20 protein-coding genes and 1 riboswitch are annotated in these 23682 nt (G+C 70.2%); of the genes, 8 read left to right on the top strand and 12 right to left on the bottom strand.

Going from position 1 to position 23682, the window contains the following annotated elements; all coding sequences use genetic code 11:
- Positions 1–15 precede the first annotated feature (15 nt).
- Entirely contained in the window at positions 16–1458 is a 1443-nt protein-coding gene (locus tag AKH00_RS04855) for an XRE family transcriptional regulator (RefSeq protein ID WP_050721525.1), read from the bottom strand.
- A gap of 112 nt (positions 1459–1570) precedes the next feature.
- Between AKH00_RS04855 and AKH00_RS04850 the strand changes: the two genes are divergently transcribed.
- Positions 1571–3433, top strand: coding sequence for a phosphoenolpyruvate carboxykinase (GTP) (locus AKH00_RS04850; RefSeq protein WP_050721524.1), 1863 nt, complete (start codon positions 1571–1573; stop codon positions 3431–3433).
- Positions 3434–3581: 148 nt separating this feature from the next.
- On the opposite strand, the gene AKH00_RS04845 is transcribed toward AKH00_RS04850, so the two are convergent.
- Together AKH00_RS04845 and AKH00_RS04840 are read right to left on the bottom strand one after the other, a co-directional pair.
- Positions 3582–5465 carry an ABC transporter ATP-binding protein gene (locus AKH00_RS04845; RefSeq protein WP_050721523.1) on the bottom strand — a complete coding sequence of 628 codons (1884 nt, stop codon included), beginning with the start codon at positions 5463–5465 and terminating at the stop codon, positions 3582–3584.
- A gap of 87 nt (positions 5466–5552) precedes the next feature.
- A complete protein-coding gene (locus tag AKH00_RS04840; RefSeq protein ID WP_050721522.1) occupies positions 5553–5759 on the bottom strand; it encodes a hypothetical protein in 207 nt (68 codons plus the stop codon).
- A 93-nt stretch (positions 5760–5852) separates the two neighbouring features.
- Between AKH00_RS04840 and AKH00_RS04835 the strand changes: the two genes are divergently transcribed.
- A complete protein-coding gene (locus AKH00_RS04835; protein ID WP_235556693.1) occupies positions 5853–6485 on the top strand; it encodes an HAD family hydrolase in 633 nt (210 codons plus the stop codon).
- 53 nt (positions 6486–6538) lie between these two features.
- On the opposite strand, the gene AKH00_RS04830 is transcribed toward AKH00_RS04835, so the two are convergent.
- A complete protein-coding gene (locus tag AKH00_RS04830) occupies positions 6539–7999 on the bottom strand; it encodes an MFS transporter (protein WP_050721521.1) in 1461 nt (486 codons plus the stop codon).
- A 142-nt stretch (positions 8000–8141) separates the two neighbouring features.
- Here AKH00_RS04830 and AKH00_RS04825 point away from each other — a divergent pair, with 142 nt between their 5' ends.
- Both AKH00_RS04825 and AKH00_RS04820 read left to right on the top strand, forming a co-directional pair.
- Positions 8142–8639 (top strand): metallophosphoesterase family protein, encoded by a 498-nt coding sequence (locus AKH00_RS04825; RefSeq protein WP_050722054.1) that lies wholly within the window; start codon positions 8142–8144, stop codon positions 8637–8639.
- 113 nt (positions 8640–8752) lie between these two features.
- A complete protein-coding gene (locus tag AKH00_RS04820) occupies positions 8753–9130 on the top strand; it encodes a GAF domain-containing protein (RefSeq protein ID WP_235556692.1) in 378 nt (125 codons plus the stop codon).
- Between the two features lie 76 nt (positions 9131–9206).
- On the opposite strand, the gene AKH00_RS04815 is transcribed toward AKH00_RS04820, so the two are convergent.
- The 7 genes from AKH00_RS04815 to AKH00_RS04785 all read right to left on the bottom strand — a co-directional run bounded on the left by AKH00_RS04815 (position 9207) and on the right by AKH00_RS04785 (position 14971).
- On the bottom strand, positions 9207–9560 hold the full coding sequence (locus tag AKH00_RS04815; protein WP_050721520.1) for a hypothetical protein: 354 nt from the start codon (positions 9558–9560) through the stop codon (positions 9207–9209).
- A 53-nt stretch (positions 9561–9613) separates the two neighbouring features.
- Positions 9614–10090, bottom strand: a complete 477-nt coding sequence (gene ribH / locus AKH00_RS04810) for a 6,7-dimethyl-8-ribityllumazine synthase (RefSeq protein WP_050721519.1) — start codon at positions 10088–10090, stop codon at positions 9614–9616.
- Positions 10087–11355 (bottom strand): bifunctional 3,4-dihydroxy-2-butanone-4-phosphate synthase/GTP cyclohydrolase II, encoded by a 1269-nt coding sequence (locus AKH00_RS04805; protein WP_050721518.1) that lies wholly within the window; start codon positions 11353–11355, stop codon positions 10087–10089. Before AKH00_RS04805 ends, ribH begins: the two co-directional genes overlap by 4 nt.
- On the bottom strand, positions 11352–11981 hold the full coding sequence (locus tag AKH00_RS04800) for a riboflavin synthase (protein WP_050721517.1): 630 nt from the start codon (positions 11979–11981) through the stop codon (positions 11352–11354). Before AKH00_RS04800 ends, AKH00_RS04805 begins: the two co-directional genes overlap by 4 nt.
- Positions 11981–13015, bottom strand: coding sequence for a bifunctional diaminohydroxyphosphoribosylaminopyrimidine deaminase/5-amino-6-(5-phosphoribosylamino)uracil reductase RibD (gene ribD / locus AKH00_RS04795; RefSeq protein ID WP_050721516.1), 1035 nt, complete (start codon positions 13013–13015; stop codon positions 11981–11983). Before ribD ends, AKH00_RS04800 begins: the two co-directional genes overlap by 1 nt.
- Positions 13016–13081: 66 nt before the next feature.
- A riboswitch (FMN riboswitch) is annotated at positions 13082–13227 on the bottom strand.
- 148 nt (positions 13228–13375) lie between these two features.
- Positions 13376–14239 (bottom strand): Fpg/Nei family DNA glycosylase, encoded by an 864-nt coding sequence (locus tag AKH00_RS04790; RefSeq protein ID WP_050721515.1) that lies wholly within the window; start codon positions 14237–14239, stop codon positions 13376–13378.
- 165 nt (positions 14240–14404) lie between these two features.
- On the bottom strand, positions 14405–14971 hold the full coding sequence (locus tag AKH00_RS04785; RefSeq protein WP_050721514.1) for a GNAT family N-acetyltransferase: 567 nt from the start codon (positions 14969–14971) through the stop codon (positions 14405–14407).
- Positions 14972–15028: 57 nt separating this feature from the next.
- Between AKH00_RS04785 and mfd the strand changes: the two genes are divergently transcribed.
- A complete protein-coding gene (gene mfd / locus AKH00_RS04780) occupies positions 15029–18592 on the top strand; it encodes a transcription-repair coupling factor (protein ID WP_050721513.1) in 3564 nt (1187 codons plus the stop codon).
- Positions 18593–18716: 124 nt separating this feature from the next.
- Here the strand turns inward: mfd and AKH00_RS04775 are convergent, their stop codons facing one another.
- Positions 18717–19598, bottom strand: a complete 882-nt coding sequence (locus tag AKH00_RS04775; RefSeq protein WP_050721512.1) for an SDR family oxidoreductase — start codon at positions 19596–19598, stop codon at positions 18717–18719.
- 173 nt (positions 19599–19771) lie between these two features.
- Here AKH00_RS04775 and AKH00_RS18105 point away from each other — a divergent pair, with 173 nt between their 5' ends.
- Genes AKH00_RS18105 through AKH00_RS04765 form a run of 3 tightly spaced genes read left to right on the top strand, consistent with a single transcriptional unit; the run spans position 19772 to position 23586 of the window.
- Positions 19772–19930: a hypothetical protein gene (locus AKH00_RS18105; RefSeq protein WP_200903799.1), complete on the top strand. Its 159-nt coding sequence runs from the start codon at positions 19772–19774 to the stop codon at positions 19928–19930.
- Positions 19931–19969: 39 nt separating this feature from the next.
- Positions 19970–20623 (top strand): gamma carbonic anhydrase family protein, encoded by a 654-nt coding sequence (locus AKH00_RS04770; protein ID WP_050721511.1) that lies wholly within the window; start codon positions 19970–19972, stop codon positions 20621–20623.
- Positions 20620–23586 carry an aminotransferase gene (locus tag AKH00_RS04765; protein ID WP_050721510.1) on the top strand — a complete coding sequence of 989 codons (2967 nt, stop codon included), beginning with the start codon at positions 20620–20622 and terminating at the stop codon, positions 23584–23586. Before AKH00_RS04770 ends, AKH00_RS04765 begins: the two co-directional genes overlap by 4 nt.
- The last annotated feature ends 96 nt before the right edge of the window (positions 23587–23682 follow it).

Genomic DNA, 23682 nt, shown 5'->3' with positions numbered 1-23682 from the left:
GATGAGCCGGGTCCGTCACTCGTCCGCGTGGCGTCCGAGGAACGCGTACACCTCGTTGTCGTCGACACCGGGGAAGGCGCCGCGGGGGAGCGGCGAGAACATGTGCGTGTGCACCCGCGCGCTCGGCCAGGCCCTGCCCTTCCAGCGTTCCGTGAGCTCGGCGGACGGTCGGCGGCAGCACGCCTCGTCGGGACACGTCGACACCGCGCGATCGGACGTCTCGCGCCCGCGCCACCATCGTGCGTCGTCGAAGGGGACCCCCACGGTGACCGAGAACTCGCCGTCGGTCGACGAGCCGGTCTGCGTGGAGCACCAGAACGTGCCGGAGGGCGTGTCCGTGTACTGGTGGTGCTCCGTCGTGCGGTTCTGCTGGGTGAACGCGCTCCGCGCCTGGAACTTGCGGCACACCCGCTGGCCCTCGACCGCGCCCGTGACGTCCATCGGCAGCGGCAGGTCGTCGTTCTCGTACACGCGCGTGATCGCGCCGGTCTCATCGACGCGCAGGAAGTGCAGCGACATGCCGAGGTGCTGCGTCATGAGGTTCGTCATCCGCATGCCCGCTGCTTCGTGCGTGACGCCGAAGCCGTCGCGGAAGTCCTCGACCGCGAGATTGCGGTCCTTCTTGGCCTGCTGCAGGAACGCCACCGCTGCGGTCTCCGGCATCAGACAGCACGCCGCGAAGTAGTTGATCTCGAGTCGCTGCTGCAGGAAGTCGGCGTAGTCGGTGGGCGGCGTGTGGCCGAGCAGGCGGTGGGCCATGGCCTGCAGCGCCATCGACCGCAGTCCGTGACCGCCCGGAATCGACGCCGGCGGCAGGTAGATGCGGCCGTTCTCCAGATCGGTCACCGACCTCGTGGAGTGCGGCAGGTCGTTGGCGTAGATGAGCTCGAAGCCGAGCTTCTCCGCCATGATGCTCACGGTGCGGTGGGTCAGCGCGCCCTGCACGTGGCCGGCGGCCTTGAGCTGCTTCTCGGCGAGCTTCTCGATGTCGCCGAGGTAGTTGTTCTGCGCGCGCATGCGCAGCCGGAGCTCGGTGTTGGCGCGGCGCGCCTCCTCGGGGGTGGCGATCGCCTCGCGTTCGCGGCGCTGCAGTTCGCGGTGCAGGCCGAGCACGGACTCGATGGTCTCGTCGCTCATGCCCTTGGTGACCCGCACGGGAGCGACCCCGAGCTGGCGGAAGACGGGACTCGCCTGGGCGCGGTCCAGCTCGATCTCCAGCGCTGCCCGGCGGTTCGGCGGCTCGCCCGAGATGAGGTCCGTCACCTCGGTGCCCGTCGCCAGTGCGATCGCCTGCAGGAGGGAGAGCTTGGGCTCGCGCTTGCCGTTCTCGATGAGGCTGAGCTGGGAGCCGGCGACGCCGACCAGCGCGCCGAGCTCGTCGAGCGTGTGGCCGTTCGCGAGGCGGTGGTGCCTGATGCGGTGCCCGAGGGTCGTGAGATGGATGCCGGAGGGAGCCATTCCTTGATCCTAGCGAAAGAAACGAGTTTCTTATCACCTAAATCGGTGAAAAGTCACGATGAATCCGGAAGAAGATGGGTGCAACGCCCCCTACTTCCAAGGAGCAGATGTCATGGCGATCGCCGAAGTCTTCACCCCTCGTGCCGCATCCGTCGCACCCGTGCGCACCTTCGGGACGGCTCCGACCTATGACACCCCGGCCATGGCGGAGCTCGCAGCCTGGGTCGACGAGATCGCCGCGCTCACGCAGCCGGACCGCATCCACTGGGTCGATGGCTCGCGCGCCGAGAACGACTGGCTGCTGCGCGGCCTCGTCGACGAGGGCAAGCTCATCAAGCTCAACCCCGAATGGCGTCCCGGCTCGTACCTGGCCCGCTCGCACCCCAGCGACGTCGCCCGCACCGAGGGCCGCACGTACATCGCCTCCGAGCGCGAGGAGGACGCCGGCCCGACGAACAACTGGGCAGACCCCGCGCAGATGCGCGAGAAGATGACCGAGATCTTCGAGGGCTCGATGCGTGGACGCACGATGTTCGTCGTCCCGTTCTCGATGGGCCCCGTCGGCGGCCCGCTCTCGCACATCGGCGTGCAGGTCACCGACAGCGCCTACGCGGTCGCCTCGATCGGCATCATGACCCGCGTCGGCGATGCCGTGACGCGGCAGATCGCCGAAGGCGCCCCCTGGGTGCGCACCGTGCACTCGGTCGGCGCACCGCTCGCCGCCGGCGAGCCCGACGTCGAATGGCCGTGCAACGACGACAAGTACATCGTGCACTTCCCCGAGACGCTCGAGGTCTACTCGTTCGGCTCCGGCTACGGCGGCAACGCGATCCTCGCCAAGAAGTGCTTCGCGCTGCGCATCGCCTCGGTGATCGCCCGCGACGAGGGCTGGCTCGCCGAGCACATGCTGCTGATCCGCGTGATCGACCCGAACGGCCGGGCGTTCCACGTCGCTGCGGCGTTCCCCTCCGCGTGCGGCAAGACGAACCTCGCGATGCTGCGTCCGACCATCCCCGGATGGCGCGTCGAGACGCTCGGCGACGACATCGCCTGGATCCGTCCCGGCGAGGACGGGCGCCTGTGGGCCATCAACCCCGAGGCCGGGTTCTTCGGCGTGGCACCGGGCACCGGCGAGTCGACCAACGTCACGGCGGTCGAGACGCTGTGGGGCAACACGATCTTCACGAACGTGGCTCTGCGTCCCGACGGCGACGTGTGGTGGGAGGGGCTGACCGACAACGCGCCGGCCGAGCTCATCGACTGGGAGGGCAACGCCTGGACGCCGGACTCCGGTCGCCCCGCGGCGCACCCGAACTCGCGCTTCACGGTCTCGGCCGCTCAGTGCCCGCAGATCTCCGAGGACTGGGAGGACGCCGTCCCGCTCGACGTGATCCTCTTCGGCGGACGTCGTGCCAGCAACGTGCCGCTCGTGGTCGAGGCCACCGACTGGACGCACGGCGTCTTCCTCGGCTCGAACATCTCCTCGGAGCGCACCGCCGCCGCAGAGGGCACGGTCGGCGAGCTGCGCCGCGACCCCTTCGCGATGCTGCCGTTCTGCGGCTACAACATGGCCGACTACTTCGGTCACTGGCTGAAGGTCGGTCGCGGCCTGCGCTTCGACCGGGCACCGCGCATCTTCCAGGTGAACTGGTTCCGCCGCGGTTCCGACGGCCGCTTCCTGTGGCCTGGATTCGGCGACAACTCGCGTGTCGTGGACTGGATCATCCGCCGCATCACCGGCGAGGTGTCGACGGTCGACAGCCCGATCGGCCGCCTGCCGATCGTGTCCGATCTCAACCTCGACGGCATCGAGGTGCCGCAGGAGGACCTCGACGAGCTGTTCTCGGTCGACGCCGAGGCGTGGAAGACCGAGGCCGACCTCACCGAGGAGTTCTACGACACGTTCGGCGACAAGGTCCCGGCGGCTCTCCGCGCCGAGCTGTCGTCCCTGCGCTACCGCCTCGACAAGGCGTGACAGGCCGGGCGCCGGTTCGGGGGAGCCGGCGTCCTACTGCTTCCGCCCCTGAGGGTGGGAGAGCCCCCGAACCCGCGAAGGCGGGAAGTCAGAGACGAACCCATGGCTGAGTGGTCTCCGGCATCCCGCCTTCGCGTACTCGTTCCCGCTATGCCAGCAGCTGGTGTCGCGCGAGGTCGCGATACAGCGGCGTCGACTCGACGAGCTCGGTGTGCGTGCCCTGCCCGACGACGACGCCGTCCTGCAGCACCACGATGAGGTCGCTGTCGACCACGGTCGAGAGCCGGTGAGCGATCACGATCAGCGTGCGGTCGGTCGACACGGCATCGATGGCCTCGCGCATGCGCTGCTCGTTCACGCCGTCGAGCGAGGACGTCGACTCGTCGAGCAGCAGGATCGGAGCCTCGGTCAGCAGTGCGCGGGCGATCGCGAGCCGCTGGCGCTCGCCGCCTGACAGCATCACGCCGTCCTCGCCGACCGGGGCCTGGAGCCCGAGCGGGCTGCGCTCCAGCACGTCGCCGAGGTTCACGGCGCGCAGCACTCCCTCGCAGGCCTCGTCGGTGGCGTCGGGTGAGGCGAGACGCAGATTGTCGGCGAGCGTGCCCGCGAGGGTCGGCGCATCCTGCTCGACGTAGCCGAACTGCGCGCGCAGCTCGTCGCGTGGGTAGGTGCGCGCATCGTGACCGTGCAGGCGGATCGAGCCGCCCGTCGGATCGTAGAAGCGCTCGATGAGCGAGAGGATCGTGCTCTTGCCGGCACCGCTGGGGCCCACGAGCGCCACGCGAGCGCCGCGCGGCACGGCGAAGGAGACGCCGCGCAGCACCTCGCGGTCGGACTGCGGCGCGGTCTCCTCGGCCGGATCCAGGTGCGCGTCGGCGAGCAGCGTCCGCGCCTCCTTCTCGGCCGCCGCGCGGGCCGCCACGACGTTCTCCGGGTACTGGAAGCGCACGTCGCGGAACTCGATCGCCGGGGCGTCAGGGGCGACGTCGTCGCGGGGGAGGGCGGCAGCGGTCGCTGCATCCTCCTGCGTCTCGGTCGGGAGGTTCAGTATCTCCTGGATGCGGCCGAGCGCGCCGAGTGCCTGATTCACGGAGGTGATCGCGCCGAACGTGGTCGCGAGCGGCATCACCAGCATGAAGAGGAACATGATGAACGTGATGAGCGCGGCGATCGTGATCGTCCCCGCGGCGACGCGGAAGCCGCCGACGCCGAGCACGACCAGGAGCGACAGCTGCAGCGCGACCCCGGCGATCGGCACGACCAGCGACGAGATCTTCGCGATCCGCACGCCGATGCCGTAGGCGTCCGAAGCGAGCGTCGACACGGCCTCGGTCTCGCGCTCGGTGGCGCCCGAGGCGCGCACCGTGCGGATCGAGCCGACCGCGCGCTCGACTCCGGACGCGAGCTCGCCCACCTTCTCCTGCTGTGCCGTGGAGGCGGTGCGGATGCGTCCGCTGAGCACCGTGACGACGACCACCGAAGCGCCGATCACGATCACGATGAGCAGCAGCAGCACGGGGTCGATCACGAGCATGGCGACGAGCGCGCCGACGAACAGGAGCGCGCTGCCGACGGCATCGGCGAGCCCCTGGGTGAGCACGGCGTACAGCAGGGTCGTGTCGGTGCCGACCCGGGAGACGAGGTCGCCCGTGCGGCGAGCGTCGAACTCGCTCACGGGCAGGTGCAGGATGCGGGAGATGAGCTTGCGGCGACTCGAGTACACGACCGCCGTTCCGGTGCGCTGCAGGAGGTAGTGCTGATAGCCGGAGATCACCGACGACACGATCACGAACCCGATCAGGAGCCACACGAGGATCCCGATGCCGGCGTTCGACTGCACGGCTTCGATCACCTGGCCGACGAGCAGCGGCTGCACGAGGGAGGTCGCGGCGCCGAACACGCTGAGCACGGCGACGATGATGAGCGTGCGCTTGTGTTCGAAGAGGAAAGGGAGGAGCTGGCGGAAGGTGGCGCGCGGACCGTCCTGCGGTGCGCCCCTTCCGCGTCGGCGTGACGTCGCCGTGCTGGACATGCGGGACCTCGTTCTGAAAGGGGTACTTCGACCGTACTTCGTTCCCGGTCGGTTTCTATGGAGGGGCTGTAAACGGCGGGATGCCGCTCAGCGGCGGCCGAAGCGCCGGTGCGCGGCTTGCTTCGTCACGCCGAGCGCGCCCGCGATCGCCTGCCAGGAGTAGCCGAGATTGCGGGCGCGGCGCACCTGGGTCTCCTCGGCGCGAGCGATCTCACGGCGGACGCCCGCGAGCCGGTGCAGTTCGGCGATCGGCTCGCCCGGTTCTTCGAGGGAATGTGCGGTCTTCGTGGTCATGACTGCCTCCTGCGTCAATACTTGTTGACGCGGGTCAGCCTGTCAACCCTTGTTGACGTGCATCCCTCCAGGGTCGTCGCCTAGGGTGTGCGGATGCCGGAGAAGACGACATGGATCCTGTTCGACATCGGGGGCGTACTGGAGGTCGTCGACGACGACACCTGGCAGGAGCAGTGGTGGGAACGGGTGCGGGAGATGTGCGGGCTGCCCCGCGATGCCGTCGAAGGGCGAGTCGCTGCAGCTGACCTCCCGCGCATCGACGTCACGGTCGGCACCGAGCAGGCCTTCTGGTCCGGGTTGGCAGCCGCCCTCGACCTCGACGATGTGCAACGGGATGCGGTCCGCGCCGACTTCTGGGACGCGTACTGCGGCACCGCGAACGACGAGATGATCGCCTACGCACGTTCGCTGCGCGGCAGGGCTCGGACCGCGATCCTGTCGAACTCCGCAGACGGCGCGCGGGAGGAGGAGGAGAGACGATTCGGGTTCGCGTCGATCTTCGACCCGATCTGCTACAGCCACGAACTCGGCGTCGCGAAGCCCGAGCCGGAGGCGTACCGCCGCGCCCTGGAGGCCCTCGGCGCCGAACCTGTGGACGTGCTCTTCATCGACGACCACGAGTTCGCGATCGACGGGGCTGCCGCCGTCGGCATCCGCGGGGTCCTGCATCGCGACAACGCGGCGACGATCGCCGCGATCGAGAGGTTCCTGCGCGATCGGGGATGAATGAGAACGGCCGCACCCCGTGAGGGATGCGGCCGTTCTCGTGGTCGCGCGCGTCAGAGCTCGACGGCCGCCGCGACGCCGAGGTCGGACTCGTAGTCGGTGTCCTTGGTCTCGGGCGAGAAGATCAATGCGATGAAGGTCAGCACGCCCATCGCCGACAGATACAGGCCGACGAGCCAGGGAGCGCCGTCGCCGAGCTCCCACAGCCACACCGCGATGATCGGCGCGACGGCGGCACCGAGGATCGACGACACGTTGTACGAGATCGCCGATCCCGTGTAGCGGACGTTCGTCGGGAAAAGCTCGGGCAGCAGGGCGCCCATCGGCCCGAAGGTCGCGCCCATGAGCATGAAGCCGAACACGAGGAACGCCTGGGCGAGCGCGCCCGTGAACTTCGGATCCATGGCAGGGAGCAGGAATGCGTTGAAGGTGAGGCCGAACACGATGATGAGGCCTGTGACCCACAACAGGAGCTTGCGTCGGCCGACCTTGTCGGCGATCGGACCGGACAGCAGGGTGAAGATGCCGAAGAAGACGACGCCGACGATCTGCATGAGCACGAAGTCCGTGTAGCCGAAGCCCAGACCCGGATAGAACTGGGCGGCGAACGCCGAGGCGTCGAAGTCCTTGCCCGCCGCCTCCGCGGCAGCCTGCGCCGCGGCGGATGCCGTCTCGAGCGAGGCCGGCTTCGTGCCGTAGGCGAGCGTGAAGTTCGTCATCAGGTAGAACAGCACGTACGTCGCCAGCATGATGAACGTGCCGAGGATCAGCGCCTTCCAGTGGTGACGGAACACCGTGCCCAGGGGCAGCTTGCGGATCGCACCGACCTTCTCGGCCTTCTTGAACGTGTCGGACTCGACGAGCTTGAGTCGCACCCACAGGCCGATGATGACCATCACAGCGGAGAACAGGAACGGGATGCGCCAGCCCCAGTCGAGGAAGGCCTGCGACTTGAGGGCCGGGTTCTCGGCGTGGGGGAGAAGCCAGTTGATCGCGAGGAAGAGCAGGTTCGCGATGATGAAGCCGAGCGGTGCGCCCAGCTGCGGGAAAGTGCCGTACCAGGCGCGCTTGCCCTTCGGCGCGTTCTCGGTCGCGACGAGCGCGGCACCCGACCACTCGCCGCCGAGCGCGAAGCCCTGGAACAGACGCATGATCAGCAGCAGCAGCGCCGCGACCCAGCCGATCTGCTGGAACGTGGGCAGAAGGCCGATGAGGAACGTCGCGATCCCCATCGTGAGCAGCGAGGCCACGAGGGTCGCCTTGCGGCCGAATCGGTCGCCGAAGTGCCCGAAGACGACGGCGCCGATCGGCCGCGCGACCATCGCGGCACCGAAGACGCCGAAGGACGCGAGGAGTGAGGTGGTGTCGTTGCCGGTCGGGAAGAAGAGGATGGGGAAGACGAGGACCGCGGCGGTCGCGTACGCGTAGAAGTCGTAGAACTCGATCGTCGTGCCGACGAGGCTGGCGGTGATGACGCGCGATCGCGGATTCGCGGGCGCTGTGGACGTGCTCATGCTGCTCCTTAGATCCGTGCGCCGGTATACCGGAGCACTCGGGCGATCTTACGCCTACCTGGGAGTTCCCTGGGTGCGGAGACGGGTGAGATCGGCGAATCGCGTGCGTAGAGTCGGAGGGACCCGGACGATGGAGGTGCCCATGACGACGAGGATGCTGCTGCTCGCCGACACCCATGTGCCGAAGCGCGCACGACGCCTGCCCGACGCGGTGCTCCGAGCGATCGACGACGCGGAGATCGTCGTGCACGCGGGGGACTGGGTCGACGTCGAGACCCTCGACCTGATCGAATCGCGGTCGCGCGAGTTCCACGGCGTGTACGGCAACAACGACGGCGCGGATCTGCGTGCACGCCTCCCCGAGGTCGCCCGCTTCTCGGTCGAGGACGTGAGGATCGCGGTCGTGCACGAGACCGGCTCGGCCACGCGTCGGGAGCATCGCTTGGACGAGGCTTTCCCCGACATCGACCTGCTCGTGTTCGGCCACTCGCACATTCCGTGGGACACGCGCGCGCCCTCGGGGATGCGCCTGCTGAACCCCGGCTCGCCGACCGATCGCCGCCGTCAGCCCGTCTGCACCCTGATGACCGTCGTGATCGACGGTGCGGCGATCGATGCGACCCTGGTGCCGGTCACGTGAGCGAGGAGATCCCGGTGTATCGCGCGCCGATGAGATCGCGCGACGATGCGGTTCCGCGCGGGGCGGGACCAGAGCGGGCTCTCACGCTCGGGGTCTGCGGGATCGGAGGCAGGTTGCACCCTGCACCCGATTCGCTGGAGGATGCGCTCACGAAGGCGGACGCGCAGGCCGGCATCCGACTGGCGTGGCGCATCGAGCGGTTCGCGAAGGCACCGGTCGGTGCCTTCGTCTGGACGAAGGACGTCGACGGCCTGACCTATCTCGGGCGGATCATCGGGCCCTGGACATACGACGCGGACCCTGCAGCGGATGCCGTCGACCTCGTGCACGTCCGTGCCTGCCGGTGGCTCCCGGAACCCGTCGCTGATGCGGTGGTGCCGGCAGACGTGCAGGCGTCGTTCGGCCGGGGTGGACGCAACTGGCAGCGGATCCGCGCCGCGAGCGTCAGCGCGCCGACCCAGGCGGTGTGGGACGCCGCCGCCGAGGCGTGAGGGTCAGCGCCGGTTCACGCCCCTGGTCGTTGAGCGAGCGAAGCGAGACGGAACGTGCTGAGAATCCCGGATGGGCTCAGCGCCAGATCGCGGCGATCGCGGCGTTCGCTGCGGTGAGGATCCCGACGAGCCAGAACATCGCCGCGGGCACGCCCGCGCCGCGCTTCTGACGCGCCGTGCCGATGCCGAGCAGCGCGCCGATCACGAGCAGAAGCAGGAGCTTGACGCCGATCTTGACGTAGTTCAGGTCGTACTCGATGCCCCACGGGGCGGCGAGAGCGAGGCCGGCGATCGCGGCGATCGTCATGCCGATGCTCATGAGGCGCGTGAACTCGCGCTTGCCGCCGAACGCCTGCACCGCCCAGGCTCCGAACAGCACGGCGAAGCCGATCAGGTGGACGAAGAGCACGATGTGGCGCAGGGTCTCCATGCCCTCACGGTAGTGACCGCTACCGATATTCCGCCACCAAGGCCCGCCTCACCTCAGCCGCGGAGCTCCCGGATCACGAGCGCCGTGCGCAGCGCCGCATCCGCCGCCTCCGCGCCCTTGTCCTCGTGCGAGCCCTCGAGTCCCGCGCGGTCGAGTCCCTGCTTCTCGTCGTCGAGCGTCAGCACGCCGAAGCCGACCGGCTTGCCGGCGTCGAGCGACACCCGGGTGAGCCCGTCGGTCGTCGCGGCCGACACGTACTCGAAGTGCGGCGTCCCGCCGCGGATGATCACGCCGAGCGCGACCACCGCGTCCGCGCCGCCGGCGAAGGCGGCCTGCGCCGCCACCGCGAGTTCGAACGACCCGGGAACGCGCACCACGCGGTACGCGGCACCCGACTCGTCGAGCACGCGCTGCGCACCCGCGATGAGCCCGTTCGTGATGACGTCGTGCCAGGTTCCGGCGATCACGACGACGTCGAGTCCTGCGCCGTCGATCTTCTCCGTGCGGGGTGCTGCGCCTGCGCCGCTCATGCGTCGTCCTTCTTTCCTTCGGCGAGAGCCTCTGCGAGCTCCGCCTCTCCGATGATGTGACCCATCCGGTCACGCTTGGTCTCGAGGTACTGGTGGTTGTTCGGGCCGACGCCCACGATCAGTGGCACCTGCTCGACCACGTCGAGTCCGAGGGCGCGCAGCTGGTCCACCTTGTCGGTGTTGTTCGTGAGCAGCCGGACCGCGGAGATCCCGAGGTCGGAGAGGATCCCGGCCGCCGCGGCGTAGTCGCGGGCGTCGGCGGGCAGGCCGAGCGCGAGGTTCGCGTCGACCGTGTCGAGGCCCTCCTCCTGGAGGCTGTACGCACGCAGCTTGTTGATGAGGCCGATCCCGCGTCCCTCGTGGCCGCGCATGTAGATCACGACGCCGCCCTCCTGCTCGATCGCGTCGAGCGCCGCGTCGAGCTGCGGGCCGCACTCGCACTTGAGCGAGCCGAACGCCTCGCCCGTCAGGCACTCCGAGTGCACGCGCACGAGCGCGGTCTCCCCGGGTTCGCCCGACACCACGGCGATGTGGTCGGTGCCGGTGACCCGGTCCTTATAGGCGAGGAAACGGAAGGAGCCGTGCGTGGTCGGCACGGTCGCATCGGCGCGCAGGCTCACGCGGCGGCTCGCCCGCTCCGGCGCCCATCCCGACGGGTCGATCTCGTTCAGGTGCGCGATGAGCTGTTCGATCGTGATGACCGGCACGCCGTCGCGCGCGCCGAGTTCGAGCAGCCCGGGCAGGCGCATCATGCTCCCGTCCTCGGCGACCACCTCGGCGATCGCCCCGACCGGGTTCAGGCCCGCGAGCTTCATGAGGTCGACAGCCGCCTCGGTGTGCCCGCTGCGCTCGCGCACGCCGCCGTCGACCGCCCGCAACGGCAGCACGTGGCCGGGGCGGATGATGCTCGTGGCGGTCGACTCAGGGTTCGCCAGCACGTTGAGGGTGTGTGCCCGGTCGTGGGCGCTGATGCCCGTCGTGACGCCCTCCGCGGCATCCACGCTCACGGTGTACGCGGTCGAGCGGGCGTCCTCGCTGGCCGCGACCATGGGCGGCAGGTTGAGGGAGTCGGCGAGGTCGGCCGGCATCGGTGCGCAGATGAAGCCCGACGACCAGCGCACGGTCCACGCGACCCACTCGGGGGTCGCGAGCTCGGCGGAGAGCACGACGTCGCCCTCGTTCTCGCGGTTCTCGTCGTCCGCGACGAGGACGGGACGTCCGGCGCGCAGCGCCTCGATCGCCTCGGCGATGGTGGACAGGCTCATCGTGAGCCTCCTTCCGGTGCTGCCCGGAACGCGAGCAGCCGCTCGACGTGACGGGCGAGGATGTCGGTCTCGAGGTTGACGCGGTCGCCGACCGCGCGGGAGCCCAGGGTGGTCGCGGCGAGCGTCTCCGGGATGAGGGAGACCTCGAGCCAGTGGTGATCGGCGTCGGCGGGACTCACCGCACTGACCGTGAGCGAGGTTCCGTCGATCGAGATCGATCCCTTGTCGACCACGAGCGGGGCGAGGTCGTCGGGGATCTCGACGCGCAGGACACTCCACTGAGCTCCGTGCCGGACCTCGATCACGGTGCCCACGCCGTCGACGTGGCCCTGGACGATGTGCCCGCCGAGGCGCGCGCCCACGGGCATCGCCTTCTCGATGTTCACGCGTGCGCCGACGGTCGCGTCGCCGAGAGCCGCGACGTCGAGCGTCTGCTTCATGACGTCGGCGTCGAAGGTGTCGGCGGTCGAGTCGACCACCGTCAGGCACACGCCCGACACCGCGATCGACTCGCCGTGCACGGCATCCGCTGCGGCCTTCGGCGCGCGCACCGTGAGACGCCAGCCGTCGCCGGACGGCGCGATGGCGGTGATCTCGCCGATCTCCTCGATGATTCCGGTGAACATCAGTGGCTTCCTTCTGGTCGGGTGGTGTCAGGGTGCGCGATCGCCAGGAGATCGGCGCCGAGCGGCACCCACTCCTCGACCGCCAGGCGGCGCGCGGCGTCGATCGAGGGGACGCCGATGTCGGTGACTGCGAGACGGGGGCCGCCCAGCAGCACCGGCGCGATGTACGCGAGGACGCGGTCGGCGAGCCCCGCGGCGAGGAACGCGCTCGCGAGCGTGGGTCCCCCCTCGACGAACACGGTCTGGATGCCGCGCTCGCGCAGGTCGGCGAGCACGGCCCGCACGTCGTGGGTCTCGTAGGCGAGCGCTGTATGCGGATGCCGGCGGATCGCGGCGTCGTCGGGGATGGGGCGCGTGCCGATCACGACGGGGACCGGCTGCGCGGCGTAGAGCTCGTCGCCGTCGCGAGCGGTGAGAGCGGGGTCGTCGGCGAGCAGGGTGCCGGTGCCGACGACGATCGCGTCGGCTTCGGCGCGGCGACGGTGCACGTCCGCGCGGGCCTCCGGCCCGGTGATCCACTGGCTCGACCCGTCGGATGCCGCGGCACGACCGTCGAGGCTCTGCGCCCACTTCACGGTGACGTGCGGCCGTCCGAGACGCTGGGACCTGAGCCATCCGTCGATGACGCGAAGGGCGGCGTCGGCCTGTTCGCCCGCCTCGACGCTCACCCCCGCGGCGCGCAGCCGATCGGCGCCGCCGCCCGAGACGGCACCGGGGTCGTCGAGCGCGTAGACGACGCGGGCGACGCCTGCCTCGATCAGCGCGACGGCGCACGGACCGGTGCGCCCGGTGTGGTTGCACGGTTCGAGGGTGACGACGGCGGTGGCGCCGCGGGCCGCGCCCGGAGCGAGCTTGGCGAGGGCGTCGACCTCGGCGTGCGGGGTGCCGGCGCCGCGGTGCCAGCCCTCAGCGAGCACGGAGCCGTCGGGGGAGAGGATGACGGCGCCCACCTGAGGATTGATGCCGCGCGGGCCGAGGGTCGCGAGTTCGAGCGCTCGGGTCATCGCCCGGCGTTCCGCCTCGTTCACTGCCATCCGTTGGTCCTCTCTGGACTCCGAGGGTCGCAGGGGAGGACAGCGGGAACGCGCATGCGGCGGCCCACCGTGCTGCCTCCCTTCCGGACTAGCGAGGCTGCGCCTCGCATCACCGTCGGTTCCGGATTTCCACCGGATCGGCATCTCGACGAATCGAGACGCTCGCGGACTGTCACCGCCGGTTCGGATTCCCACCGACCCCGGAGCACGTTGATGCTCTGAGTGTACTCAACGCGCCTGGATGCGTTTCATTCCGCGTAATACAGCGCGGGCGCGCGAGGAGGGAAGTGTCGCTTCAGCAGGCGGGAGAGGCGGCGATCGGCGAGGATCTTGCCGCCGGTCTGGCAGGTCGGGCAGTACTCACTTCAGCAGGCGGGAGAGGCGTCTGTCGGCGAGGATCTTGCCACCCGTCTGGCAGGTCGGGCAGTACTCCAGCGAGCGGTCGGCGAAGAACACGCTCCGCACGGTATCGCCGCACACGGGGCAGGCTTCTCCGCGGCGGGCGTGCACCTGCATCCCTCGCCGTTTCGCGTCCTTGAGCTCGGCCGGAGGTTTGCCCGACGCCTCGGCGACGGCATCCGTCAGCGTGGTCTGCATCGCGGTGTAGAGGCGGTCGACCTCGGCGCCGTCGAGCGTGCCGGCGATCGCGTACGGCGACATCTTGGCTGCGTGCAGGATCTCGTCGGAGTACGCGTTGCCGATGCCCGCGATCACGCCTTGGTCTCGCAGGAGCCCCTTGATCTGCATCCGCCGTCCGTCGAGGACGGCGCCGAACGCCTCCCGCGTGAAGGCCGCGTCGAGCGGGTCGGGTCCGAGCCGTGCGATGCCGGGGACGTCGTCGGGATCGCGCACGACGTACACGGCGAGCGACTTCTTCGTGCCCGCCTCGGTCAGGTCGAAGCCGCTGTCGTCGTCGAGCGCGACGCGCAGGGCGATCGGGGACTTGCCCGGCTTGATGAGCGTGGTGGGGAGGAGCTCGTACCAGCGCAGCCACCCGGCCTTGGCCAGATGGAAGACGAGGTGCAGGTCGTCGCCCGCGGACAGCACGATGAACTTGCCCCGCCGCGTGGCCGCCGTGATCTCCGCACCGTGCAGCGCCGTGTTGGGCGGGTCGTACGTCTTGAGCGCGGCGATCGCCCCGACGCTCGTACGCGTGATCGTGTGCCCCACCACCCGCTCGGCAAGGAACGTCGTCAGGCCCTGGACCTCCGGCATCTCCGGCATGCGCCCATCCTGCCACCCGGGTCCGACATCGGGCCAGGGGGCGGAACCGGGGGACGCGGAGCGAGGCGGTCACGCCGACGTAGGACATTCCGGTCCGAATCTACCTACCTCCGCGTCATCGCCTACCTCGGCGTGCGCGTGGGAGGGGCGGGCGGGGCGACGCGATCAGGCGAGCACGGGCCAGGGGGCAGGGGTGCGGTCGTCGTCCCGGAGGAGACCGGCGACCCAGCTGTCCTCGCGCCGCTCGCCGCTCGCGAAGGCCTGCCGCAGGAGGCCCTCGTAGCGGAACCCGAGCGCCCGTGCGGTCTTCGCCGAGGGCACGTTGTCGGCGATCGCGCGCCATTCGATCCGGGAGAGCCCGAGTTCGCCGAAGCCCCAGTCCACCACCGCGGTCGCCGCCTCGACGACGTAGCCTTGGCCGCGGGCGGCGTCTGTCACCCAGAACCCGATCTCGGCGTCGCCGCCGTTCGGCTGCCGTCGGATGCGGTGCAAACCGATCATGCCCACGAGTTCGCCGTCGCGGTGCATCGCCCAGGTCGTCTCGCTGCCGTCCGCCCACCAGCCCTCGACCAGACGCACGAAGTCCTCGGCATCGGTCCGTGCATAGGGGCTCGGGACCGTGGTCCACCTCTGGATCTCCGGGTCCTGGCAGGCCTGGGTGATCGCGTCGACGTCGGCCTCGGTCGGCGTCCGCAGCACGAGTCGCTCGGTGGTGAGGGTGGCCGGTTCCATCCGAGCATCCTAACCACGCGCGATCCCGATGTCGGATGCCGCGGCTAGGCTTGTCCGGTGACTGTTCCGGGGATTCTGCGCGCCTTGGAAGAGGCGTCTCTGTATCGTGACGCCCTCACCTGGGCGCAGACCGACGCCGATCTCGGGCTCGTCGACGGGCTCGACGCGCCCGCGCTCGCCGGACTGCTCGAGAAGCGCCGCGCCGCGGGTCATCCCGCAGCGCTCCTCACGGTCGTGCCCACCGGGCGACGCGCCGAGAGCCTGTCCCAGGCGCTCGCCGCCTACCTGCCGGATGCCGAGGTCGTGACGTTCCCCGCGTGGGAGACCCTCCCGCACGAGCGGCTGAGCCCGAGCCCCGACACGGTCGGACAGCGTCTGCAGACGCTGCGCCGCATCGCGGAGTGGTCGGGCGACCGCCCCCTGGTCGTGGTCGCCTCCGTCCGCGCCGCGCTGCAGCCCATCGCCGGGAACCTCGGCGACATCTCGCCGCTCGAGCTGTCTGTCGGCACCCGCGGGTACGAGCTCGACCGCGTCGCCGAGCAGCTCGTCGAGCGCGCCTACTCGCGGGTCGACATGGTGTCGCGTCGCGGAGAGTTCGCGGTGCGCGGCGGCATCCTCGACGTGTTCCCGCCGACGTCCGAGCATCCCTACCGCATCGAGTTCTTCGGCGACGAGGTCGACCAGATCCGAGCCTTCTCGGTCGCCGACCAGCGCTCGCTCCCCGGCGACATCGCTCTCGTCGACCTGCCGCCCAGCCGCGAGCTGCTGCTCACGCCCGATGTGCGCGACCGTGCGCGGGCGCTGATCGGAGGGTTCCCGGCGATCTCGCAGATGCTCGAGAAGATGGCCGAGGGCATCCCCGTCGAGGGCATGGAATCGCTTCTGCCCGCCGTCGCCGGACCGTTGAAGTCCCTCGCCGAGTACCTGCCCGAGGGGAGCGCGACCGCGGTCGTCGACCCGGAGCGCTCCAGCGCCCGCGCGATCACGCTGGGCGAGACGAACCGCGAGTTCCTCGACGCGGCGTGGAGCGCCGCGACCTCCGGCGCCTCGGCCCCGATCGACCTCGGCGCCGGCGACTTCCTCACGATCGCGCGCCTCCGCGAGATCGTCCGCGACCGCGGCGGCGTGTGGTGGCGGCTCAGCCCGTTCGCGATGGGGGGAGAAGACGCCGAGACCGTCGACTCCGCGGTGATCCCCTCGTTCCACGGCAACGTCGACGGTGCGATCTCCTTCGTCGACGCGAAGGTCGCCGACGGCTGGCGGGTCGTCGTGATCGCCGCCGGACCCGGACTCGTCGACCGCGCACGCGACGTGCTCTCCGACCGGGGGATCGCCGCCCGCGTCGTCGAGAGTCTGACAGAGGCACCGGATGCCGGAGTCGCGACCCTCGTCACGGGCACGGTCGAGTCCGGCTTCCAGGTGGCCGACGCGAGGCTCGCCGTGCTCACCGACAACGAGTTCTACGGACGCACGATCGGCGGCGACCAGCGCGTCGTCAAGAAGCTCGCCTCGCGGCGCAAGAACGTCGTCGACCCGCTGCAGCTGAAGCCGGGCGACTTCGTCGTCCACAACACCCATGGCATCGGACGGTTCGTCGAGATGACCAAGCGCGAGGTGTCGACGGGAGGCCGCAACGCGACCAAGTCGACCCGCGACTACCTGGTTCTCGAGTACGCGCCGTCGAAGCGCGGCTACCCGGGCGACAAGCTCTTCGTGCCGACCGACCAGCTCGACCTGCTGTCGAAGTACGTCGGCGGCGAGGGCCCCACGCTCTCGAAGATGGGCGGCAGCGACTGGGCGCAGGCCAAGGGCAAGGCTCGCAAGGCCGTGCGCGACATCGCGGTCGAGCTCGTCAAGCTGTACTCGGCGCGCATGGCCGCCAAGGGCCACGCCTTCGGGCCCGACACCCCGTGGCAGCGTGAGCTCGAAGAGGCGTTCCCCTTCGCCGAGACGCAAGACCAGCTGCAGACGATCGACGAGATCAAGGCCGACATGGAGCGGCCCATCCCCATGGACCGCCTGCTGTCGGGAGACGTCGGCTTCGGCAAGACCGAGGTCGCGGTGCGCGCCGCGTTCAAGGCGATCCAGGACGGCAAGCAGGTCGCGATGCTCGTGCCGACCACGCTGCTCGTGAAGCAGCACCTCGAGACCTTCACCGAGCGCTTCGCCGGATTCCCGGTCAAGGTGCGTCCGCTCTCGCGCTTCCAGACCGACAAGGAGGCGAAGCTCACCCTCGCCGGCCTCCTCGACGGGACGGTCGACATGGTCATCGGCACGCACCGCATCCTCACCGACCAGGTGATGTTCAAGGACCTCGGCCTCATGATCATCGACGAGGAGCAGCGCTTCGGCGTCGAGCACAAGGACGCGCTCAAGAAGATGAAGACGAACGTCGACATCCTCGCGATGAGCGCGACGCCGATCCCGCGCACGCTCGAGATGGCCGTCACCGGCATCCGTGAGATGTCGACCCTGGCGACCCCGCCGGAGGACCGGCATCCGATCCTCTCCTTCGTGGGCCCGCGCAGCGACAAGCAGATCGCCGCGGCGATCCGACGCGAGATCCTCCGCGAGGGGCAGGTGTTCTTCGTCCACAACCGCGTGCAGTCGATCCAGCGGGTCGCGGCTCAGCTCGCCGAACTCGTTCCCGAGGCGCGCATCGCGGTGGCGCACGGGCAGATGGGCGAGCATGCGCTCGAACAGGTCGTCGACGACTTCTGGGAGCGCAAGTTCGACGTGCTCGTCTCGACCACCATCATCGAGACCGGTCTCGACATCTCGAACGCGAACACCATCATCATCGACCGTGCCGACAAGTACGGTCTGAGCCAGCTGCACCAGCTCCGGGGCCGTGTCGGTCGCGGACGCGAACGGGCCTACGCGTACTTCCTCTATGACGAGATGAAGCCGCTCAGCGAGACGGCGGCCGACCGACTGCAGACCATCGCCGTCAACAACGACCTCGGCTCCGGCATGCAGGTCGCGCTCAAGGACCTCGAGCTGCGCGGCGCGGGCAACCTGCTCGGCGGCGAGCAGGCCGGCCACATCGCGGGCGTCGGTTTCGACCTGTACCTGCGGATGATCGGCGAAGCCGTCGCGACGTTCCGGGGCGACGAGGTGGAGTCCGGGCAGGAACTGCGACTCGAGCTGCCGTTGGACGCGCGCATCCCGGAGCACTACATCGACAGCGAGCGGCTGCGCCTGGAGGCGTACCAGAAGCTGTCGGCCGCATCCGCGGCGACCGCGAAGGACGACGCGATCGACCTCGTGATCGAAGAGCTCACCGACCGGTACGGCACGCCGCCCGAGGAGGTCGAGGGTCTGGTCGCCGTCGCCCGCCTGCGCCGTCGTGCCGCGCGGGCGGGACTCGCTGACGTCGTCGTGATGGGCTCGAACCTGCGCATCGCCCCGGCACGCCTGGAGGACTCGATCAAGGTGCGCCTCCAGAGGCTGTACCCCAAGGCCAAGCTCGTCGCGAGCGGTGAGGCGCTCGTCGTGCCGATGCCGACGGTCCCCGCAGCGGTCGGCGTCGGTCTCGAGCCGCTGCCCGACGCCGAGCTGCTCGAATGGGTCGGCCAGTTGTTCACCGCGATCTTCCCGGAGCCCGTCCCGGCCGAGTGAGGTCGGCGGTCCCGGGCACAGCTTCGGAGACGGCGGCCGACACGCCGCCGGCCGGGCGGATGCCGCGGCGTGTCGCGCCCGGCATCCGCAGCCGTGCCCAGGGCGGACAGGGGGAGGACCCGGGTCAGAGGGAGAAGCCGCCGTCCGAGGTGACCACCTGACCCACCACCCACGACCCGGCCGGCGTGCACAGCCAGCCGATCAGGCTCGCGGGGTCCGACGGTCGACCCACGCGTCCGAACGGCTGCGTGGTGATCCAGTCCGCGACGCCGGAGAGGTCGCGGTCGGTCGTGTCGGCGTCGAGATAGCCGGTGTTCACGGGCCCGGGGTTCACGGTGTTCAGCACGATCCCCACGTCGAGCAGCTCGCGGGCCACCGAACGCGTGATGCCGGCGAGGGCGGCCTTGCTCGTGGCATAGGCGATCTCGCCGACCATCGCGCCGTGACCCTGACCCGAGGTCATCCAGACGACGTGTCCCGTCGGCGCGTCGAACGGTCCGAAGTCGGCGACGCGATCGCCCGGCCGTGCGATGTCGATCCCCGCGCCCCCGAGCTCCTGCCGTCGGCGCCGCGCGAGCCCGGCCGTGAGCAGCAGCGACGCGCGCGCGTTCGTCTGCCAGTGCGCGTCGAGGCGATCGGGGGTCATGTCGAAGATCGATCCGTCGCCGCCCGTGAGCGCCTGGTTGCAGACGAGGATGTCGAGCCGGTCGGTGAGCACCGAGGCGGCGTCGAGCAGCGGGTCGATCGCGGCGGGATCGCGGAGATCGGCGTGATGGTCGGCCATCGCGGCGCCCGGAGCGAGGACGGCGGCGATGCCGGAGCGCACCTCGTCGAGGTCGTCACCGCCCCAGGGCTGGTCGAGGTCGTGCGGACGATAGTGATGGATCACGACGTTCGCGCCGAGGCTGGCGAGCATCGAGGCGGTGGCGAAGCCGATGCCGCGCAGTCGGGAGACACCGGTGACGAGGGCGGTCCTGCCGGAGAGAGGAAGGTCGGTGGGGTGCATGGGTGAGCCTTTCGATCGAGGAGCCGAGGCGCGCGAGAACGCAGCCGAACGGCGGGGAGGGGATCGATTCAGAGGCCAGCCATGTGCGCCAGCGTAGCAGTGGGAGAGCTAGCGACAGGGTCACCGCACGTCAACGGGGTGACGGCAGACCGCGGGCGAGGGATGATGGAGCCATGTGGGCACTTCTGATCATCCTCCTCATCGTCTGGGCCGGTCTCGCGGTCTTCGGCTTCGTCGTCAAGGGGCTCCTCTGGCTCGCGGTCCTCGGCATCGTCCTGTTCCTGGCGACGATCGTGATCGGAATAGTCCGCCGAGCCGGCGCCAGGAAGTAGTCCTCTCGCGCGGAACTCCGACGGCGCTACGCTGACGTCATGTTGTACGAGCACCTCGGGGCTCGACCCCGCATCCATGACACCGCCGTCATCGCCCCCACCGCCGTCGTCTCGGGCGACGTCGAGATCGGGCCGAACTGTCAGGTGCTGCACGGAGCCGTGATCACGGCCGAGGGTGGCCCGATCCGGCTCTGCGAGCACGTGATCGTGATGGAGAACGCGCTGATCCGCGCGACCGCTGCGAACGCGGTGCACATCGGATCGCACACGCTCATCGGCACGCTCGCGAGCATCGCGGGAGCGACCGTCGGCGAGGAGGTCTTCTTCGCCTCGGGCGCTCGGATCTTCAACGGCGCACTGGTCGGCGACCGCTGCGAGGTGCGCGTCAACGCGATCGTGCACCGTCGCGCCGTGCTTCCCGCGGGGACCGTCGTGCCGATCGGCTGGGTCGCGGTGGGCGACCCCGTACAGCTCCTGTCGCCCGACCGCGAGGACGAGATCGCCGCCGCGCAGCCCGACCTCGACTTCCCCGGGCACGTCTTCGGCGTGGACCGCGACACCCCCGACCTCATGGTGCAGCTCACGGAGCGCTACGGCACCTCGCTCGCCCGCCACGCGGACGACGTGCTCATCGACAAGACGGTTCACACCGACGGCGCCCGCGGCGACGGCCCCGCGGTGGGGCGGGGGTGAGCGCGGGCACCGGGCTCGTCCGCCCGGCGGTGACGACCGCGGACGCCGAGGTCATCGCCCGGGAGTGCTACGGCATCGAAGCCTCCGCGACCGAGCTCGGCAGTAATCAGGATCGCAACTTCGTGCTGCGCGAAGCCGACGGCACCCGCAGCGTGCTCCGCGTCGACAACCCGGTGACCGGCGACGAGGCCCGCGATGCGCAGCACGCCGCCATCGAGGCATACCGTGCGGCAGGCGTCGACGTGCCCCCAGTGCTGCCCGGACTCGACGGTGCACTCACCCAGAGGTGGGGCGGATTCGCCGTACGACGCAGCGCGTTCGCCGAGGGGGAGCCGCTCGTCGATGCCGGCTACCTCGCGCCGGTCGTGCTCTCGGAGTTCGGGGCGCTCGCCGCGGCCTCCGTCACCGCCCTCGCCGGGCTCCGGCATCCGGGACTCGACCGCGAGCAGATGTGGGACATGCGGGTCGCCGCCGCGCAGGTGCGGCTGCTGTCCCCGTCGATCACGGACTCACGGCTCCGCGCCCGCGTGCGAGAGGCCGCCGAGGAGGCGGAGGTCGCGCTCGCAGTCGTGGCCGATCGACTTCCGGTGCAGCCGATCCACGGCGACCTCACCGACGACAACGTCATGGGGGAGCGCAGCAGCGACTCGCGACTGCATCCGCGTGTCGTGATCGATCTGGGCGACCTCGGGACGGGGTGGCGCGTCGCCGAACTCGCCGTGTGCGCCGCGTCGATGCTGCATCACGAGCCCGCTCGACCGCTGCGCGTGCTCGACACGATCGCCGCGTTCCACGAACTCGTGCCGCTGTGCGACGAGGAGGCCGACGCCGTGTGGCCGCTCATCGTGCTGCGCGCCGCGCTCCTCGTGGCGAGCGGGTGGCGGCAGCTCGAGATCGACGGCGACAACGAGTACGCCGCCGAGCGGGTGGCGGGGGAGCAGGCGATCTTCGACGCCGCGACCTCCGTTCCCCTTGTGGAGGCCGTCGAGCACGTGCGCGCGCGGCTCGGGATCGACGCCCCGTCGTTCCGGGCGACCGGGCTCACGGACCTCTCCTCGCTGATCCCCGACCTCGAAGGACGGGTGTCGATCCTCGACCCCGGGGTGGAGGCTGCCGGCCTGGATGCCGGGCGGTGGCTCGAATCGGATGCCGAGGCGCAGCTGATCGCGGACGCGCACGCCTCCGGCGCCCGGGTGGCGGTCATGCCCTACGGCGTGTACCGGCTCACGCGTTCGGTGATCGACGCCGCCGATGCCGCCGCGACCTGGCCCGTCGAGACCGAGCTGCACATCGCCCCTGGCCCCTCGATGCGGCTGACGGCCCCGGTCGACGGCGAGATGACGGTGCTCGAGGGTCGCGTGCGGCTTGCCACCGGCGACGGCTGGATCGTGGAGATCCGCGGCGCGGATGTGGAACCCGCGCGGGGCGGACCTATCGAGAGCGGTGACGCGATCGGGAGACTCGCCGCCTCGTTCGACGGCCGGGTGGTGGTCGTCGGCGTCCGCCGCGCCGACTCCCCGGTGCCGACGCCGCCGTCGGATGCCTCGCCTCTCCTCGCACCCGAACCCGCGAGCGCCCGGCTCGTCGCTCCTGACGTCGTCGCGGCCTGGGCGCGTCTGACCGCCGACCCCGCTCCGCTGCTCGGCATCCCCGCCCTTGCCCAGCGCGACGAGTCGGCCGACGAGCTGCGTCGCCGCGAGCGCATCTTCGCGGCGGCCCAGGAGCGGTACTACGAGCATCCGCCGCAGATCGAGCGCGGCTGGCGCCACTATCTGGTCGACACGACGGGGCGCAGCCACGTCGACATGGTCAACAACGTCGCGGGACTCGGGCACGCGCATCCGACCGTCGCGGACGCCGCGAACGCGCAGCTGCGTCTCCTCGGCACGAACTCGCGCTTCCTGTTCCGCGACCTCGCGGAGTACAACGAACGGCTGCTCGCGCTCCTGCCGGAGGGCAGCGGACTCGACACCGTGCTGCTCGTCAACAGCGGCTCGGAGGCGGTCGACCTGGCGATCAGGCTCGCGCAGGCGGCCACGGGACGGTCGACGGTCGTGGCGCTCCGCGAGGCCTATCACGGCTGGACCCAGGCGAGCGACGCGGTCACGACCAGTGCCTACGACAACCCGGATGCCGTGGGCACGCGTCCGGGCTGGGTGCACGTCGCCGACGTCCCCAACCGGTTCCGCGGCACCTATCGGGGCGACGACACGGCAGCCGCGTACCTCGCCGATCTCGACGCCGACCTCGACCGCCTGTCGGCCGACCTGAGGGACGTCGCGGCGTTCCTGTGCGAACCGGTGCTGGGCAACGCGGGCGGGGTGCTGCTGCCGGACGGGTACCTCGCCGGAGCGTACGAGCGGGTGCGCGCGCACGGCGGCCTCTGCATCGCCGACGAGGTGCAGGTCGGGTTCGGTCGCCTGGGGTCGACGTTCTGGGGCTTCGAGCAGTCCGGAGCAGTGCCCGACATCATCACCATCGCCAAGCCCATGGGCAACGGCTTCCCGATCGGCGGCGTGATCACGACGAGGCGCATCGCCGACGCGCTGAGCGCCCAGGGACAGTTCTTCTCTTCCGCCGGAGGGAGCACGCTCAGCTGCCGCGTCGGAATCGCGGTGCTCGATGCCATGGTCGAAGACGACCTGCAGCGAAACGCCCTCGAGGTCGGCGCGCACCTGGTCGCGGGCTTCGAGGAGCTCGCGCGACGGCATCCGCTGATCGGCCCGGTGCACGGCACCGGCCTCTATCTGGGTGTCGAGCTCGTGCGCGACCGCGAGACCCTGGAGCCCGCGGCAGCGGAGGCCGCGGCGATCTGCGAACGGATGCGCGAGCTCGGCGTGATCGTGCTCACGACGTCGGAGCGCTCGAACGTGCTGAAGATCAAGCCGCCGCTGTGCCTCACGATCGCGAGCGCAGATCACGTCCTCGCGATGCTCGATCGCGTTCTCGCCGAAGGCTGGTGAGAGCCTTCCTTCGAATCCCGCTTCGAGGTGTCATGTTAAATGCGTATTTCGAATCAGATTCGGTCTTCCGCTGACGAATAGCAGGGGTACATACTG

The organism is Microbacterium sp. GCS4, assembly GCF_001262495.1.
GTDB lineage: Bacteria > Actinomycetota > Actinomycetes > Actinomycetales > Microbacteriaceae > Microbacterium.
Note: the sequence above shows the minus strand (reverse complement) of the source record. Positions and strands in the feature narration are given on the sequence as shown.

What these genes read in the sequence shown, in the direction of transcription:
- AKH00_RS04855 (WP_050721525.1), bottom strand. Translation starts at nt 1,458, where the DNA reads ATGGCTCCCTCCGGCATCCATCTCACGACCCTCGGGCACCGCATCAGG.
- AKH00_RS04850 (WP_050721524.1), top strand. Translation starts at nt 1,571, where the DNA reads ATGGCGATCGCCGAAGTCTTCACCCCTCGTGCCGCATCCGTCGCACCC.
- AKH00_RS04845 (WP_050721523.1), bottom strand. Translation starts at nt 5,465, where the DNA reads ATGTCCAGCACGGCGACGTCACGCCGACGCGGAAGGGGCGCACCGCAG.
- AKH00_RS04840 (WP_050721522.1), bottom strand. Translation starts at nt 5,759, where the DNA reads ATGACCACGAAGACCGCACATTCCCTCGAAGAACCGGGCGAGCCGATC.
- AKH00_RS04835 (WP_235556693.1), top strand. Translation starts at nt 5,853, where the DNA reads ATGCCGGAGAAGACGACATGGATCCTGTTCGACATCGGGGGCGTACTG.
- AKH00_RS04830 (WP_050721521.1), bottom strand. Translation starts at nt 7,999, where the DNA reads ATGAGCACGTCCACAGCGCCCGCGAATCCGCGATCGCGCGTCATCACC.
- AKH00_RS04825 (WP_050722054.1), top strand. Translation starts at nt 8,142, where the DNA reads ATGACGACGAGGATGCTGCTGCTCGCCGACACCCATGTGCCGAAGCGC.
- AKH00_RS04815 (WP_050721520.1), bottom strand. Translation starts at nt 9,560, where the DNA reads ATGGAGACCCTGCGCCACATCGTGCTCTTCGTCCACCTGATCGGCTTC.
- ribH (WP_050721519.1), bottom strand. Translation starts at nt 10,090, where the DNA reads ATGAGCGGCGCAGGCGCAGCACCCCGCACGGAGAAGATCGACGGCGCA.
- AKH00_RS04805 (WP_050721518.1), bottom strand. Translation starts at nt 11,355, where the DNA reads ATGAGCCTGTCCACCATCGCCGAGGCGATCGAGGCGCTGCGCGCCGGA.
- AKH00_RS04800 (WP_050721517.1), bottom strand. Translation starts at nt 11,981, where the DNA reads ATGTTCACCGGAATCATCGAGGAGATCGGCGAGATCACCGCCATCGCG.
- ribD (WP_050721516.1), bottom strand. Translation starts at nt 13,015, where the DNA reads ATGGCAGTGAACGAGGCGGAACGCCGGGCGATGACCCGAGCGCTCGAA.
- AKH00_RS04790 (WP_050721515.1), bottom strand. Translation starts at nt 14,239, where the DNA reads ATGCCGGAGATGCCGGAGGTCCAGGGCCTGACGACGTTCCTTGCCGAG.
- AKH00_RS04785 (WP_050721514.1), bottom strand. Translation starts at nt 14,971, where the DNA reads ATGGAACCGGCCACCCTCACCACCGAGCGACTCGTGCTGCGGACGCCG.
- AKH00_RS04775 (WP_050721512.1), bottom strand. Translation starts at nt 19,598, where the DNA reads ATGCACCCCACCGACCTTCCTCTCTCCGGCAGGACCGCCCTCGTCACC.
- AKH00_RS18105 (WP_200903799.1), top strand. Translation starts at nt 19,772, where the DNA reads ATGTGGGCACTTCTGATCATCCTCCTCATCGTCTGGGCCGGTCTCGCG.
- AKH00_RS04770 (WP_050721511.1), top strand. Translation starts at nt 19,970, where the DNA reads ATGTTGTACGAGCACCTCGGGGCTCGACCCCGCATCCATGACACCGCC.